This is a genomic window from Desulfobacula sp., from assembly GCF_021107415.1.
Window position 1 is genome coordinate 1 of the sequence record NZ_JAIOSW010000115.1, and the last position, 17,288, is coordinate 17,288.

At 43.3% G+C, this 17,288-nt stretch carries 12 protein-coding genes and 1 pseudogene; 8 read left to right on the forward strand and 5 right to left on the reverse strand.

All coding sequences use genetic code 11. From position 1 onward, the window contains the following. Together K8S13_RS06060 and serC are read left to right on the forward strand one after the other, a co-directional pair. Positions 1 to 874, forward strand: an 874-nt coding sequence (locus K8S13_RS06060) for a TrpB-like pyridoxal phosphate-dependent enzyme (RefSeq protein WP_291461225.1), incomplete at its 5' end; no start/stop codon positions are given. 97 nt (positions 875 to 971) lie between these two features. After that, entirely contained in the window at positions 972 to 2,057 is a 1,086-nt protein-coding gene (gene serC / locus K8S13_RS06065) for a 3-phosphoserine/phosphohydroxythreonine transaminase (protein WP_291461226.1), read from the forward strand. Between the two features lie 64 nt (positions 2,058 to 2,121). On the opposite strand, the gene K8S13_RS06070 is transcribed toward serC, so the two are convergent. After that, positions 2,122 to 3,294, reverse strand: a complete 1,173-nt coding sequence (locus K8S13_RS06070) for a pyridoxal phosphate-dependent aminotransferase (protein WP_291461228.1) — start codon at positions 3,292 to 3,294, stop codon at positions 2,122 to 2,124. Between the two features lie 47 nt (positions 3,295 to 3,341). Further along, positions 3,342 to 3,932 (reverse strand): hypothetical protein, encoded by a 591-nt coding sequence (locus K8S13_RS06075; RefSeq protein WP_291461229.1) that lies wholly within the window; start codon positions 3,930 to 3,932, stop codon positions 3,342 to 3,344. Positions 3,933 to 4,093: 161 nt separating this feature from the next. On the opposite strand from K8S13_RS06075, the gene K8S13_RS06080 reads away from it, so the two are divergent. Beyond that, positions 4,094 to 5,485, forward strand: coding sequence for a glycerate kinase (locus tag K8S13_RS06080; protein ID WP_291461230.1), 1,392 nt, complete (start codon positions 4,094 to 4,096; stop codon positions 5,483 to 5,485). Between the two features lie 46 nt (positions 5,486 to 5,531). Here the strand turns inward: K8S13_RS06080 and K8S13_RS06085 are convergent, their stop codons facing one another. Next, positions 5,532 to 7,151, reverse strand: a complete 1,620-nt coding sequence (locus K8S13_RS06085) for a response regulator (protein WP_291461231.1) — start codon at positions 7,149 to 7,151, stop codon at positions 5,532 to 5,534. A gap of 859 nt (positions 7,152 to 8,010) precedes the next feature. On the opposite strand from K8S13_RS06085, the gene K8S13_RS06090 reads away from it, so the two are divergent. From K8S13_RS06090 to K8S13_RS06100, 3 genes are all read left to right on the forward strand, one after another. Beyond that, positions 8,011 to 8,256, forward strand: a complete 246-nt coding sequence (locus K8S13_RS06090) for a hypothetical protein (RefSeq protein WP_291461232.1) — start codon at positions 8,011 to 8,013, stop codon at positions 8,254 to 8,256. 148 nt (positions 8,257 to 8,404) lie between these two features. After that, positions 8,405 to 10,051 carry an ABC transporter substrate-binding protein gene (locus K8S13_RS06095; RefSeq protein WP_291461233.1) on the forward strand — a complete coding sequence of 549 codons (1,647 nt, stop codon included), beginning with the start codon at positions 8,405 to 8,407 and terminating at the stop codon, positions 10,049 to 10,051. 20 nt (positions 10,052 to 10,071) lie between these two features. Beyond that, positions 10,072 to 11,916 (forward strand): ATP-binding protein, encoded by a 1,845-nt coding sequence (locus K8S13_RS06100; RefSeq protein ID WP_291461236.1) that lies wholly within the window; start codon positions 10,072 to 10,074, stop codon positions 11,914 to 11,916. Here the strand turns inward: K8S13_RS06100 and K8S13_RS06105 are convergent. Next, complete coding sequence (locus K8S13_RS06105) at positions 11,913 to 13,322, reverse strand: sigma-54 dependent transcriptional regulator (RefSeq protein ID WP_291461238.1); 1,410 nt, start codon at positions 13,320 to 13,322, stop codon at positions 11,913 to 11,915. The two genes, K8S13_RS06100 and K8S13_RS06105, sit on opposite strands and share 4 nt — an antisense overlap. Before the next feature lie 350 nt (positions 13,323 to 13,672). On the opposite strand from K8S13_RS06105, the gene K8S13_RS06110 reads away from it, so the two are divergent. Continuing rightward, positions 13,673 to 16,315 carry a PAS domain S-box protein gene (locus K8S13_RS06110; protein ID WP_291461239.1) on the forward strand — a complete coding sequence of 881 codons (2,643 nt, stop codon included), beginning with the start codon at positions 13,673 to 13,675 and terminating at the stop codon, positions 16,313 to 16,315. After that, a complete protein-coding gene (locus tag K8S13_RS06115) occupies positions 16,312 to 16,824 on the forward strand; it encodes a DUF6125 family protein (RefSeq protein WP_291461241.1) in 513 nt (170 codons plus the stop codon). Before K8S13_RS06110 ends, K8S13_RS06115 begins: the two co-directional genes overlap by 4 nt. Here the strand turns inward: K8S13_RS06115 and K8S13_RS06120 are convergent. Further along, a pseudogene (locus K8S13_RS06120) lies at positions 16,821 to 17,288 on the reverse strand (AMP-binding protein); the annotation flags it as partial. The gene K8S13_RS06115 and the pseudogene K8S13_RS06120 sit on opposite strands and share 4 nt — an antisense overlap.

Here is a 17,288-nt window from a genome sequence, read left to right on the forward strand (position 1 = left end):
ACCATACCGCCGCCTGATGATGGAAACCTGGGGGGCCAATTGTACGGCAAGCCCCAGCACTGAAACAGAGGCGGGTCGAGCTATGCTGGAAAGAGACCCTGATACTCCGGGCAGCCTTGGCATGGCCATTAGCGAGGCAGTAGAAGAGGCTGTGGGTGATGAAAACACCAAATATGCATTGGGCAGTGTATTAAACCATGTCATGATCCATCAGAGCATCATCGGCCTTGAAGCTCAAAAACAGATGGAAATGGCAGGAGACTATCCCGATGTGATTATCGGCAGTGCAGGCGGCGGAAGTAATTTTGCAGGCCTTGCCTTCCCCTTTGCCCTGGATAAGATCAACGGCAGACATATAGACATTATTGCCGTGGAACCCACCTCCTGTCCCACTATGACAAGAGGACCCTTTGCCTATGATTTTGGTGACACTGTCCAGATGACCCCCTTGCTGCCCATGCATACCCTGGGTCATAATTTTGTGCCGGCACCCATCCATGCAGGCGGTTTAAGGTATCACGGCATGGCACCCATTGTCAGCCAGCTCATCCTGGATGAAATCATCAGACCGGAATCCATCCATCAGCTTGAAACCTTTGACGCAGGCATGCTCTTTGCCCGGACTGAAGGCTTTATATCCGCTCCTGAATGCAACCACGCCGTTGCCATAACTATTCGCGAAGCACTCAAAGCCAAGGAGGAAGGAAAAGAAAAAACCATCCTCTTCAACTGGAGCGGCCATGGCCTTGTTGATCTTGCTGCCTATGAAAATTTCCTCAGAGGGAATCTTGCTGATCATGACCTTCCCCAGGAACAAATTGATGCAGCATTAAAAGACCTTGAACCCTTACCAAAACCCAAGCAATCCAGTTAATTGAACCTTTAACCTGCAACCCCGGGACTGCTGCCATCGTATTGATCAGTACCCGGGGTTGTCTTTTTCCGAATCTTTAAAAAAAGGAGCCCATATTATGTCCGACAGAATCCATAATTTTAATGCCGGGCCTGCCGCACTGCCTCTGCCCGTCCTTGAAGAAATCAGGGACTCGTTTATCAATTTTAAAGGAAGCGGCATGTCCATCACTGAGGTCAGTCACAGGTCCAAATGGTTTGATGATGTCATCAATGATGCCATTGACCGGACCAAAAGGCTGTTAAAACTCGATGACCAGTATCACGTACTCTTTTTACAGGGCGGTGCCAGCATGCAGTTTTGCATGGCTCCGTTAAATTTTCTATCTGATGGAAGGAGTGCCGACTATATCAACACCGGGACATGGTCCACAAAAGCCATTAAGGAAGCACAGATTCAGAACAAGCCCATAAAGGTTGTGGCTTCTTCCGAGGATAAAAATTACTGCTATATTCCAAAAGACATCTCTTTTAATGCAGATGCCGCTTATGTGCACCTTACATCAAACAACACCATCAAAGGCACCCAGTTTGAATCCCTTCCCGACACAGGCAAGATCCCCATGGTGATTGACATGTCCTCGGACATCGTGTCAAGACCGCTGGATATGAGCAACATCGGCATGCTCTATGCCGGCGCCCAGAAAAACATCGGGCCTGCCGGCGTGTGCATGGTCATTATCCGGCAGGATCTTCTGGATCTTGTGCCGGACCACATCCCAACCATGTTAAGCTATGCCACCTTTGCCAATAAAAATTCCATGTTTAACACGCCGCCCTGTTTTGCTATTTATACCATCCAGCTGGTTATGAAATGGCTGGAAGAAACCATTGGCGGTCTTGAAAAAATGGATGAAAAAAACCGTGAAAAAGCAAACCTGCTCTATAATTTTATAGATGACTCAAGCTTTTACCGGGCCACCGCAGACAAGGGCTCACGATCTTTAATGAATGTCACCTTCCGTCTGCCAAATGAAGACCTTGAGGCAGCCTTTGTTGCAAAAGCCATTGAAAGCGGAATGGGGGGTCTGAAAGGTCACAGGAGTGTAGGCGGATGCCGTGCATCCATTTATAATGCCACCGGCATAAATGCCATCAATGACCTTTTATCTTTCATGAAATTATTTGAAGAAAAATCAGGATAAAGTTTTGACCCTGCCGTCTTTGGCAGCCCATATTTAACAATCCAGGAGGCAGGGCCAAAAAATTTTATTTTACACTGTCAAAGGCTTTTTTGAATCCTTCAAAAGAGCCTTTGATGGTTTTGTCAGGCACTGCATAGGAAAGCCTGAAATGGCCTGGCCCACCAAACGCTGCTCCCGGAACAGCAAGAATATTTTGTTTGCTTAAAATGTTTACAAATTCCACATCATTTTCAATCGGGCTTTTGGGAAACAGGTAAAAAGCCCCCTGGGGTACGTCAAATTCATACCCTGCCGCATGAAGTCCCTCACAAAATATGTCACGGCGTCTCTTATATATTTCAATATCAACCGAAACCCCCTGGAGCTTTCCCACAACCTGCTGGAAAAGGGCAGGAGCATTCACATACATCATGGTATTTGTCACCCCGGTCGCCCCTGCAATCATGGCAGCATCCTCAGCTTTGGGATGAATGGCAAGATACCCGATTCTCTCGCCTGCCAGGGAAAGTTCCTTGGAATAGGAAGTCAGTACAATGGTATGGGGATAAACATCAAACATAGATGGAACATCAACATCATAGGCAATTTTTCTGTAAGGTTCATCAGAAATCAGGTAAATCCGTTTCCCGAATTTAACACTGGCGGCTTCTAATACCTTTCCAAGCCCATCCAGTTCTTCCTTGGTATACACGGCACCGGTCGGGTTATTGGGAGTATTAATCAGCATGACCCGTGTCTTTTCAGTAATGGCCCCTTCAATAGCATCAAGGTCGAGATGGAAATCAGGAAATGAGACAACTGTTTTTAAATTTGCCCCGGCAACAAAGGCATACTGGTTATACCCGACAAAATAGGGTGCCGGCGTAAGAATATCCTCTCCCGGATTTAACAGCGCTCGCAAAGTATCATTCAAGGCTCCTGCCGCTCCTGCAGTCATGACAATCAAATCTGATGTGAGCCCCACATTATATTCTTTATTCAGGTAATCCGCCACAGCCTGTCGCACATGGGGATATCCCGGGTTGGGCATATATCCGTGGGATGTGGTCTCGCTGTTAATCAGATTTATCAAAGTTTCTTTAACAAGCGCCGGCGGGGGAACATCGGGATTTCCAAGGGAGAAGTCAAACACATTATCAGCCCCATACTTTTCTCTCATCCTGATCCCTTCTTCAAACATCTTCCGAATCATAGATGCTGCTTCAACCATTTTAACCATTCTTTCTGCTATCGGCATAAGGATTTTCCTTTCAAAATTAGAATTTTAAATTTTCTTACCATACATCAAATCTCCTGGGATGAAAACACCCCTTTAAAAAAGGAATTGTGACTATCTATAATCCTCTCTTTCATCTCAATTACATATTGCGGCCTTATCTCATCTTTCCACCGGGGATACCCGCCCTGCCAGACATATCGGATCAGTTCATGAAACACGGCTTTATTAAACAGATAGGGCCCGATTTTAATTTGCCCGTCTTTAAAAAATTCAAATAAAATCTCTCTCTTTTTTGAAACGCCTTCAATCTCCGAGGTGACAATTTTCCGGGTTTGATATCCCTTTGGGTTCTGCTTAAACGCTTGTGGATCATCGGGAAAAGGAAAAAGCGTATACACTTTTCCAATAAATCCTGTAAACCGTATCCCGTGAATAGCCCCCATCAGATCCCCGATGTCCTCTGAATCTGCAATAAAATAAACCCGGCACTGCAATTTTTTCAATCCGCCATCATCCATTTTTGCCATCTTATTTATCCATTTACAAAAATCATCTGCAAAAAAAAAATGATTATCCAACAACAGCATATCCGACTCAATGTTAAAAAAGCCGAATGCAATATTTCCATGACTTTGGGATCTGAAGGACAATGGCATATCTTTTCTCCTGTATTGATGGAAAACCCTATTTCAAATAAACCAAGTGTACACAATTTTTAAAAAATCTCAAACTGACTTTTCTTTAACTTGACGATTGTTTGTAATTCAAATAATCGTATATATTAAAACTACCGTTCTTACAAATACGGATGCACCCAGTGAAAAAGAAAATACTGATGTCTCGGCAATACCCGAAGACAAAAAACATGACCATTGAAAATTCCCTGTTGAAAAAAATGCGACAGGATGCTGTTGACATCTTTAATGAGGGCCTTGGGGCAGTAGACCCAAAGACTTGCATTCACCGTTGCTGCAGGCTTAAACGCAATGTTTTCACAGTAAACAACAGAGCATATGATTTGAACAAATTTGAACGGATCATTGTTCTTGGTGCTGGAAAAGCCGGGGCATCCATGGCCAATGCCATGGAAAAAATCCTGCAGAACAGGATAACCGCCGGGATTGTCATTGTGAAGTATAAGCATGTTGAAAATCTGAAAAGAATAACAATGGTTGAAGCCGGTCACCCGGTACCTGACGCAAACAGTGTTGCCGGTGCAGAAAAACTTTTAAAAATGGCACAAAAGGCTGATGAAAACACCCTTGTCATCTGCCTGATTTCCGGCGGTGGTTCCGCGTTAATGACTCTCCCGGCCCACGGACTGACCCTGGAAGACAAACAAAAGACAACTGAGGTGCTTCTGGGCTGCGGTGCCACAATCCATGGAATCAATACCATCAGAAAACATTTGTCCAGGATAAAAGGCGGCCTTCTTGCAAAAGCCGTATACCCGGCCCCCGTAATCTGTCTTGTTCTGTCCGATGTGGTAGGCGACGATCTTGACATCATCGCTTCAGGCCCTGCCGTTCCGGATAGAGGTACCTTTGAGCAATGCCTTAAAATCATTGAAACACATGGCATCAAAGATTGCCTGCCCAGCACTGTTTTGCAATACCTTAAAAAAGGTTCACAAGGCCTTATCCCTGAAACCCCGAAACAAGGGCATCCGGTTTTTGAAAATATTTTTCATACCATTATTGCAAGCAATATCAATGCACTCTTGAGTGCTGAAAAAAAGGCCGGAGACTTAAAGTATCACACCCAGATTCTTTCTTCCATGATTGAAGGACAAACCATTGATGTGGCCACCGTCCATACTGCCATTGCCAAAGAAATCCTTGCCACAGGACACCCGTTGAAACCACCGGCCTGCATCCTGTCAGGTGGCGAGACCACCGTAACCATGAAAGGGAATGGGAAAGGCGGTCGTAACCAGGAATTTGCTCTGGCTTGTGCCTTAAAAATAAAAGGTCTTGAGCATGTCGTCATCCTGAGTGCAGGCACTGACGGTACGGACGGCCCCACAGATGCAGCCGGTGCCATCGCCGATCATACCACAATCCAAAGGGCTGTGGCTCAAGGGCTTACACCGGAACAATTTCTTAACGAAAACAATGCCTATCCGTTTTTTGACCACATTTCAGATCTTTTCAAAACAGGGCCCACCAACACCAATGTTATGGACCTTCGGATCATTCTAATCCGGTGATTCGGATTGATAAAAAAAAGAGGAAACCGCAGAGAGGGGATAAATTCTACCTGTTATCCAGCAGATGCCGGATCAATTTCAGGGAATCTTTCTTACTGACAGGTTTCATTAAAAAACCATCAATACCCATGTCATGATAATTATCTTTGTTGATCTGTTCGCTGAAACCCGTACAGATGATGACAGGGATATCAGGTCTGATCTGTTTAATTCTGCTTGCCAGTGTCAGCCCTGTCATGACCGGCATTGCCATATCGCAGATGACAATATCAAAAATCTCTGGCCGGGCTTTAAATTCATTCAGTGCATCAAGACTGCTGACAAAAGGTGTAACATTATACCCGCGGCGCTCAAAGGTCTTTTTCTGAACACCCACGATATTGGGATCATCATCAATATAAAGAATGGATTCATTTCCATACAGATCCATTTGTTTGTCATTATCAACCAAAGTGGTCTCAAAGGAAGCAGAATCCCTGGGGATATAGACCCGGAAAATGCTCCCCTTTCCCGGTTCACTGGAAAAGCGGATATCTCCGCCGTAATTTTTGACGATATCGGAAATAACACAAAGTCCGAGACCTGTTCCTTTTTCTTTTGTTGTAAAATAGGGCTCAAAAATCTTGTTCATTATGGAGCTATCTATACCCTTCCCGGTATCGGCAACGCTTAAGCAGGCATAAACACCGGGATTCAGAGTCAATCCCTCGGGGGTATCCCTGGTGACTTTTATCTCTTTTAACGTGACATCAAGTATCCCGTCATTATGCCCCATGGCATGAAAGGCATTGGTAATAAGGTTCATGGCGATCTGATAAATGTGGGTGGGATCCGCCATGACCGGTCCGCACGCCTTATCAATGACCCGGATAATTTTTATATTGGGCGGGAGGGTTGACCGGCTTAATTTTAGTACTTCCCTGATAATGGGCTGGATTTTTATAGTGCCGACCTCAAGGTCGGCCTGATGACTGAAGCTGAGAATCTGTCTCACCAGGTTACCGGCCCGGTTGGCACCGGCTAGAATGTTTTTAAGTGTCTCCCGAAGTTCCCTGTCACAGGCTGCATCTTCTATCAGAAGTTCGAGGGTGGTGATGATGGGGTGAAGGATATTATTGAAATCATGGACAATGCCGGTTGACAGGACACCAATGACTTCCATCTTCTGTGTCTGATGAAGCTGGTGTTTCAGTGTTGTTTTTTCCTCTTCAACCTGCTTTAAGTCGGTAATATCACAGAGTACAATCACTGTCTGTCTGTCGTTTAACCGCAGGTTTTCATCAATTGAGACATTTACCCTGGCCCAGAACAGGTCCTGCTTTTTTTTAAACCTGACATCAAAAGAGGTGTGAGTCTGGCCGCAAAGGCTGTTTTCGTCTAACTGGAAGTTTTTTTGATCTTCTTTATAAACAAAATCAATAAAAACAGTATTGATCAACAGGTTTTTTTCAACACCCAGCATTTCCGCAGCGGCCTGATTGGCAGTTTTAATAATTCCTGTTTCATCAAGAGTCACATATCCGATGGGTAAAAAATCAAAATACTCTGGTACCATTGGAATAATTCTATTGGTCCGGGACTTCTGAACATGGTTTCTGAAATTTATCTCTGCATGTTCTCTCCCGGGGTTCTTTGAAATTTTTTGTCCTGATTGGAAATTTTTCAATAATTCAGTATCCACTAAAATATTCATAAAAACAAATTCAAATTTCACAAAATATAGACAATCGCAATAATTATGCCAAGGGAATACAAAGATCAAAATTATGATAACTATCTTAATTTATTGTATAAAAAGTATTTTTCAGCACAATTAAAAATCCAGAAAAATAACAGAAATGCACAGATTTATGAGCACAAATAAAGTTAATAGCTATAAAAAACATATAAGCACTTGAAATACAAACAAAAAAAAGAGTGCCCATAAACATAGTCATTTTGCACATAAATATGTGCAAAATACAGAAACCAAGACCCGGCAACATTAAAAAAGTAAAAGAAAAATCATATTTTAGCTTATTACGATTCCACCTGCACATAAGAGTGTGCACTTCCCTTGGGCAATTATTTTTCTATTATTTTGAATATTGAAATATATTCTTTTAATATCAGATACTTATAAAATATTATCTGAAAATGAAACCCCTGGCCTATGCCTTGCTATAACAATAAACAACGAAGCGATAATAGTATCGTAATTTTTAACTAAACCAGAATAGTAAAGGAGAATGACAATGAAAGAACTCATGGTAAAATTATTTATAATTGGTGTTTTGATTGCTGGGTATGCAATGCCGGTATTGGCTGGTGGCAACGGAGGACCTTAATTCTTCCTTGAATAAAATGTCTGTTTATTAAAATAAAACAGGTTAAGAAAAGCACGGTATCATTTCTTCCGTGCTTTTTTTGTCAATTAATCCTGGTTTCAGAAATATTTTAATAAAATTCAATGGTGTCCGGTTAGGCTTTTGTATAAATAAAAATTTTAACAATATTTTTTGGTATTATTATGAAAAGAATCCTAATTGCAAACAATCGCTCTGCTGAAGCAGAAGAACTCCAAAACCATATCAAATAGTACTGAAATTACAGCAGTAGAAAAGCCTGAGCCTAAAAAAGAAATCAATCTAGTGGAAGAGATCATCTCCAGGTTCAAAAAAGGGGAAGTCAACCTTCCGACTCTTCCTGAGATCAGCATCCAGTTCAATGATCTGGTAAAGAGAGGAGCAAATATAGATGAAGTAGCATATTTTTTAAAAAAGGCTCTCTGAGAACCATACAAGGGACGTTCACCACCATTCCCGTTTGACATGCAAAAATATAGCCGGGCACTACTAAATAAAATTGGCTTACTTGCATATATATCTTTCCTGTGGTAGATTTTTTCCTCTTTAAACACATGTCACTTTAGGAGAAAGAATGATGAATCTCTCAGGCCTGTCTTATCTCTTTTTTACAAGTTTTCTTTCCATGACTTTGTTTTTTCTTCCTGGCTGTACAAACCAGGAAGAAAAAAAAACAACACAAAAGACAGCACCGGAACCCATCCGGGGCGGAATTTACCGGGCACCTTTACGGAACAACCCTGCCACCCTTGATCCTGCCTATGTTCAGGATACTTATGGAATCACACTTATCCATCAGATTTTTGACGGGCTTGTCCGGTTTGATCCCTATCTATCGGTTTTACCGGCCCTGGCTGAAACATGGCAAGTAAAAGAAAAAGGAAAAATATACCGGTTTACCTTAAGGAAAAATGCCCGGTTTCATAACCTGGAACCTGTCACTTCCGGGGATGTGGTATTTTCCATCAGCAGGCTTTTACGGGCAGATCCTGCTCCGGCTGTGCTGCCCCATCTGCTTAAAATCGTCGGGGCAAAGGAATACAGGGCCGGAATCCAGAAAAATGTCCCGGGGCTGGACATTGAAAACAAAAGGGTTTTTAATGTCCGCCTGGAAGAATCCCATGTACCCTTTCTGACGGCCCTGGGCATGTACCAGGCTGCCATTATTCCCCAAAAAGACGTAATCCGGCTGGGGAAGGACTTTGGAAAACATCCCGTGGGAACCGGCCCGTTCAGGTTTGTGTCCTGGGATGAGGGAAAATCCATCTGCCTTAAGCGGTTTAAAGAGTATTATGCCGGACCTGCCTATCTGAATGAGATCCATTATAAAATTTATCCGGGAGGGCAGGATCCCCAAGTATTGGCTGACTTTCAGAATGGCAACCTTGAAGAAATGGCAGTCTACGGGGATGTCAAAGGAAAACTTGCAGATACAAAAAAATTTCAATGGTTTCACAGGCCTTCTTTGAGTCTCTTTTTTTACGGCATGAATGTAAAACATCCCAACCTTGCAAATCCTGACCTGCGAAAAGCCCTTTCCTCTGCCATTAACCGCAAGATATTTGTCAACCAAATCTATAAAGGTCGGTTTGAAATTGCAAAAACTATTTTACCCCCTGGTATGCCAGGATATAATCCCTTGAACCGGATGGAGGATTACAACCCGGATCTTGCCCGCCGGCACTTGAACCAATCCTCTGGCAAAGCACTGGAGGATGTGCCTGAACTGGAGATTGTGTCAGCGCTTCAATTCCCGCGAGTGGAAAAGGAAATGGCTATGATCAAAGAATTCTGGTCCGGGCTCGGCATAAAGCTTAAGATCAAATATATCACTGACTGGAAAAGCTTTGAAGCCTATTTAAAAACAGACGCTGTTCAGATCTACCGGTATGCATGGTTTGCAGATATGCCTGATCCGGACAGTTTTTTATACTCTCTTTTTGCCTCTGAATCCCCTACCAATTTCATGAAATTTCAGGATGAAAATGTGGACCGGATGCTGTTAACTGCCAGAGGAATTGTGGACCCGGTTGAGCGGGCAAAGACGTACCAGAAAATCGAAGCTGCCATCATGACGTCAGCACCCCTGATTCCGCTTTTTTATATGAGTGTGGACCGGGCATATCAATCCTATGTTAAATCCGTAAACGTGAGTGCCCTGGGAGCCCATACCATGCCGCTCAATAAAATCTGGCTGGATAAATCCTCACAAACTAACTGAATATTTTCAAAGGAGGGCTTTTGTCACGCAGCAAGGAAAGGTTATTGAAAAAATCCGGATTTATTTCCCTGCGCTATCGATTTATCCTCATCACCTCAATCATGCTCCTGCTCTTGCTGACAAGTCTTGCTCTGGTCCTGGGAATACTTCAAACCCGGACCATCCGGGGCAGGATTGAAAAGCAGGGGCTGGCCATTGCAAAGAATCTTGCTACCATATCCGTGGATCACCTGATCACTTATAACTATATTGCCCTGGAAAAACTGACCAACCAGGCAGTCAATAATCCCGACATCATTTACGTGATTATCCATGACAAGGAAGGAAAGGTGGCCAGCTACAGCAGAAGGCCTGATCTCCAGAACCGGCTGCTGACAGACAAGGCCAGCCTGAATGCTATTGAAGTAAAAGAACCCCTGATCACAATCCATGTTCCTGAATCGGGTACCACTCCTGTCCTGGATGTAGCCGTGCCTGTATACCTTCCCGGTTCCCGGGCCCGGTGGGGAACCATACGGGTCTGCTTATCCCTTGAACTGATGTACCAGCAGATTCGCCAGACCCTTTGGAGCATTCTTATTCTGGGATCTGTGGCTCTTGCCATTGGTATCCTGATCTCCAACTGGGTCGCCCAGCGGGTCACCCGGCCCCTGGAAACATTGGTTGGAGCCACCATAGAAGCCGCCCGGGGCAATTTAAAACAAAAAATTTCCATTCACACCCGGGATGAAGTGGAAATCCTGGCATCCAATTTTTCCTTTATGATCCGGGAAATCCTTGCCCACAAACAGAAATTAGAAAACCAGCTCAAAGAAATCAAACGATTGCAGCAATATGCCGAGAAAATATTGGCCACAATGAGTGACGGCCTTTTAGCCGTTGACATGGACGGGATTATTACGGCTGTCAATCCTGCCGCACACACTATCCTGGGTATCCCCCAAAGCCCTACCGTAAAAGGCTGCCCTGTTTTGAATTTTTTTAATACAGACATGCAGTTCTCAGCTTATATACAACAATCCCTTAAAAACCCTTCAGGCAAAAACCAGCGCGAAATTCATCTGCAAAGAGGAGAAGATACAAGGATACTCCTGACAGGTTCAGGTGTTCTTGAATCGGATGGGAAAAACCCAAAGCAGCTCATATTCAACCTCAATGATATTACTGCTCTTAAAAAGCTTGAGGCCCAAATCCGCCAGGGTCAACGACTTGCCGATCTGGGAACCATGGCTGCCGGCATGGCCCATGAAATTCGAAATCCCCTTTCTGCCATCAAAACCTATGTGGCACTGCTACCGGAAAAAATTGAAAAACCAGGTTTCCTGGAAAAATTTCAAAGAACTGTTCCCAGGGAAATCAACCGGCTCAACACCATCATAGAAGAACTCTTAGAGTTGTCAAGACCACCTAAATACAATTTCAATCCAACAGATATCCGGGAGTTGCTAAGACAGAGCATTGAATTACTGGAAGCGGATTTTAAGGTCAAAGGCATTGACTGCCAATGGGAGATTCCAAAAGAGCTGCCACGGGTCATGGCAGATGCTGACCAGCTTGAAAAAGTATTTATCAACCTCATGAAAAATGGAGCTCAGGCAATGCCGAATGGCGGAGTGATCTTCATTCATTCATCCTGTGAAAACACCCGGGTTATCATAAATTTCAGGGATACCGGCCATGGTTTTTCATCTGAGACAGCAGAAAATATTTTTAACCCGTTTTTTACCACAAAGGCCAAGGGCACGGGACTTGGGCTTGCTATTACCCATAAAGTGATTTCGGAACATGGGGGGCAGATAGAAGCAAAAAGCAGAAAAGGTGAAGGCTCCTGTTTTTCAGTCAGCCTGCCAAAAAGACAGGATTAGGAATCATTTTGCTCCCGGATAAGATCCAAAGCTTTCATTTTCTGCATAAGGGTGTTTCTGTGAATTCCGAGAAGATTGGATGTCCAGGTCTGGTTCCACCGGCAGTTCTGAAGAGCCCGCAGGATGTAGAGGCGTTCAAAAGACTGGCGGGCCTGGATCAAGCCCTTATTTTCCCAGGTACCATCCTGGCTCCCTTTCATGGATTCCCTGTGGAATAAAAGATCAAAAGGAAGGTCTTTTTCATCAATGAATTGATTTTCCGATCCCAGCACCACCATCCGTTCGATAAGGTTTTCCAGCTCACGAATATTCCCGGGCCATGAATAGGCCTCCAGCACAGCAAGGGCATCCCTGGTAAAGCCTTTTATACTTTTATTCATCTGGCGGTTGAATCTGTCCAGAAAAAATTTTGCCAAAAGCGGGACATCACCCTTACGGCTGCAAAGGGGCGGCAGCAATACGGGAACCACATTAAGCCTGAAATAGAGATCATCCCTGAGTGTACCTTGCCTCACCATTTCATCCAGGCTGGTGTTTGTGGCGGCAACAATTCGGACATCCACTTTAATGGTGCGATGGCTGCCCACCCGTGCAAATTCCCGTTCCTGGACAAACCTTAACAGCTTTGCCTGGAACTCAAGTTTTAAGCAGGAAATTTCATCCAGAAAAATGGTACCCTGGTGGGCAAATTCAAACTTACCAATGGTTTGTTTATGGGCTCCGGTAAAGGCTCCTTTTTCATGGCCGAATAATTCTGCTTCCATGAGTTCTGCCGGTATGGCTGCACAATTAATGGCAACAAAGGGTTTATCTTTGCGCAGGCTTTGGTTGTGAACTGCCCAGGCGATCAATTCCTTTCCGGTTCCGCTCTCTCCTGTGATCAGGACATTGCTTGACGTCTTGGCAACTTTTGCAATCAGATTAAACACGGCAGCCATTTTTTTTGACTTGCTGATAATTTTGCTCTGCCCGGATCCGGAACCTGCCTGGGACTTGTGAAAACTGACTTCTTTTGCAAGATTTCGTTTTAATAACACCTTTTCCAGCCGATTCAATATGATTTCATGGTCAAATGGTTTTGTAATATAGTCATAGGCACCGTGGCTAAAGGAATCCGTGGCTTCCTGGGCACGATCAACAGCAGAAACCATGATGATATCCAGGTTCTTATCATAGGCCTTGAGCCGCTTTAAGGTTTCAATTCCGTTCATTTCAGGCATTACAATGTCCAGAAAAACAAGATCAAACACCTGATTTTTAATCTCTTCAACCGCCTTGAACCCGCTGTCAACACAGACAACATCGTAATCATCCTCAAGGATCACCCTTAAGGCATCCCTTATGGCTTCATCATCATCTACCACCAGAATCCGTGCATGTATTGAAACGATATTGTTCTCAGTCAAAACTATAAAATCCTTTCTTTTTGCCCATCCATATCCCTCAGGACTGTTTTCACATCATCACGAATACTACAGATTCTTTTTTTTTACCATAGTTTACAAAAATTTTCAGGGCAGGGAATTATTTCAAGATCTTTCACCGGTATTATAAGATTTCAAATCATTCTAATCCAGCCGGGTTCAGGCAGTGCAGAAAAATTGAACTTGCTCTTGTGAGCCATACCATGGATATGGTACACATTATCGATTGAACAGGAAGACTGCCTTTTTTGGCAAAATAGGCGGCTGATTTTATTTTTTTTTAATATGCCGATATGGATTAGAACATAACCCTGTGTTTGAGAGTATGTCCTATGAAAAAATTTTTAGTTCTTTTTTTAATTCTCCTTTTTCAGTACAGCTTTTCTTATCCGCTTTATGCCGATTCAACAATAAAAGTCGGGATACACAATAACGAACCGCTAATATTCATCGATGCCGATGGCAAAGGGAAGGGTATCTTTGCTGATATCATAGAATATGTGGCTTCTCAAGAGGGATGGCAGATTGAATATATGCCTGGAACCTGGCAGCAATGCCTGTCAAGACTTGAAAACAATCAGATCGATATTCTCTGCACCATCGCTTTTTCCACGACCAGAGATAAACTGTATGACTTTAACAAGGAAAACCTGCTGACCAACTGGGCGCAGCTTTATACAGCCAGAAATTCCCATATCAAAGCCATTACGGGTTTAGCAGGAAGAAAACTGGCTGTTTTAAATGAAGATATTCACTATGCTGCTCCAGAAGGGAAAAACGGTGAGTTTCTTGCTGCGATAGACAGGCATATTAAATTATTAAAAAGCGATGAAAACTCTGTTTACTACCGGTCATTGGAAAAATGGTTTGGAGTTGTTTCCGGAAAATTGGCGTTTCCCTTATGGAGTAAATGGGGTATCGCAGTCATATTGGGACTAGTTATATTTCTCTTTCTGGGCAGCCTGTTTTTAAGAGACCTGGTAAGGGCCAGGACAAGGGAACTGACCATTGAACTGAACCATCGTCGGCAAACAGAAAAAAAACTCAAAGAAGCCTACAATATCATCAATAGAAGTCCTGTGGTTGCAGTACTCTGGAGGAATGTGAAAGAATGGCCGATTGAGTTTGTATCTGATAATGCAATAGACCTGTTTGGTTATAGCATGGAAGAATTTACTTCCGGTCAGGTATCTTATGTAGAGACGGTTTACTCTGATGATCTGAATCGGGTAGTAAAAGAGGTGTTAACTTTCAGAAAAAATAAATTAAGAATTAGTTTTACTCATAAACCATATCGAATTATTACAAAAAATGGAACGATAAAGTGGGTTAATCACAGAACATATATGCGAAGGGACAATCAGGGGATCATTACCCATTTCGAGGGTGTGGTTGTTGATATTACAGATCGAAAACAGGCGGAGGAGGACTTAAGGGAAAGTGAAGAAAAATACCGAGACATCCTCAAAAATATTGATGACGGCTATTTTGAAGTAGATATTACCGGAAACTTCACCTTTTTTAATGATTCATTGTGCAGAATGCTTGGATATCCCAAGGATGAATTATTCGGAATGAATAACCGGGAATATATGGACAAAAAACATTCTCAAAAGATTTATCAAGCCTTTAACAAGGTATCCCGGACGGGCAAATCTACAAAAGCGCTTGACTGGAGTTTTATTAAAAAAGATGGTTCTATCTGTTTTGCTGAAACGGTTGTATCTCTTATAACAGATTCAAATGACAAGAAAATCGGTTTTAGAGGCATTGCCAGAGATATTACGGATCGCAAACTACTTGAGGACCAACTCCGCCAGGCCCAGAAGATGGAATCCATCGGTACACTTACCGGAGGCATTGCCCATGATTTTAATAATATACTCTATATGATTATCGGAAATGTGGAACTGGCACTTCAAAACATCCCGGAATGGAACCCCATTTATACCAATCTTAAAAAGATCAAGACTGCCAGTTTAAGGGCAGCAGGAATTGTCAAACAGCTGCTGAATTTCAGCCGAAAGACCGACCCGGACCTCAAGCCCATAGGCATTATAACCGTTATTAAAGACGCTCTCAAATTCCTGAACTCAACGATTCCCTCCACCATAAAAATTCAAAAAAAGATCACTGACAAGGAAATAACGATCCTCGCTGATCCAATCCAGATCAATCAAATCCTGATGAATATCTGCATCAATGCCTCCCAGGCAATGGAGGAGACCGGTGGTATCCTGAAAATCAATGTTGAAAAAGAATCTGTGACAGCAGATTCTGCCATCAATTATCCTGACCTGATCCCAGGCAATTATATCAAAATCATGGTAAGCGATGCAGGTCCGGGAATTGAGCCTCAACTCATAGACAGAATCTTTGATCCTTATTTTACGACCAAGGAAATCGGAAAAGGCTCGGGCATGGGGCTGGCAGTTGTCCAGGGTATTGTTAAAAGCCACAACGGGTCTATTACCGTGGAAAGCCAACTTGGGGAAGGTACCACTTTTATTATTCTTTTCCCCATAGTTGAGGGAAAACCAGAGGTTAAAACTAAAATGACGGCTAAACTTCCTCCTGCTGGCAGTGAAACAATACTTTTTGTGGATGATGAAGAATCTATTGCAGATGTAACCGGGCAGATTTTAGAACAGCTTGGGTATAGGGTTGAGACCCAAACAAACCCCCAAAAAGCATTGAAACTGTTTCAATCAAAACCTCACGACTTTGATCTGGTCATAACCGATATGACCATGCCGCAGATGACGGGCGTTAAATTATCTGAAAAATTAATGGACATCCGCTCTGACATCCCCGTCATCATTTGCACTGGCCACAGTTCCCTCATTGATGAAAAAAAAGCTGACCAACTTGGGATTGCCGCCTATATTATGAAACCGGTGTCAATGTTGAAAATTGCAAAAGTCATTCGAAAAGTTTTAGATAAAAAAATATCCGGTAAACAAGGAGTCTTATGAATTTAGACATTTTTAAAACCATGAATAAAAAAGAACTTGGGACCTATATTGAGTTTCTTTTATGGAATTACAGGGTCATGGACGCATTCTGGTTTATCAAGATCTCTGAAAAATTTGATCAAGCCACAGCGGAGAAGCTCAATGAGCAGGTCTGGGATCGTGTGGCAGGCTTCGCTGCCAAAGATCTTGTAGAAAAATTCAATATTCCTGGAAAAGGCCTTGCCCGATTTGTTCAGGCATTAAAATTGTTTCCCTGGTGTATTCTTGTGGGCTACAATTTTGAAGAAAAAAAAGATGAAGTGATCATTACAGTGCCCTCCTGCCCGGCACAGGAAGCCCGTCTCAAACGCGGCCAGGAAGAATATGTCTGCAAATACATGCACATGAAAGAATTTAAAAGTTTTGCAAAAATGATTGATGAGCGTATCAACGTGGAGTGTGTGTTTGCGCCGCCGGACCCGCACCCGGATGATATGTTCTGCAAATGGCGGTTTACTTTGAAAGATTAAACGAGCTCCCCTTTTCTGACTTTGCCAAGGGAAGTACGGGGGAACTCTGATCTAAAACTCACCTTTTGGGGCCATTTGTATTTTGCAAGCTTGCCATGACACATGGCAATGACATCCTCTTGTGTCAGGGTTGCACCCGGTGATACGATGACAAAAGCATGCCCTGTTTCACCCCATAACTCATCGGGCACTCCTTTAACAGCTACGTCTTCAATTTTTGGGTGAAGTTTGAGGATTTTTTCCACTTCTGCCGGATAGACATTTTCTCCTCCTGTGATATACATATCCCCTGCCCTTCCAACCAGATAGAAAAACCCGTCCTCATCCATACGGGCCAGATCCCCTGTATGAAGATACCCGTTTTTAATAGTCTCTTCTGTTTTCACAGGGTCCTGCCAATACTCTTTCATCATGATAGACCCCCGGACAACGATCTCGCCTATTTCACCCGGCTTTGCCTTTTT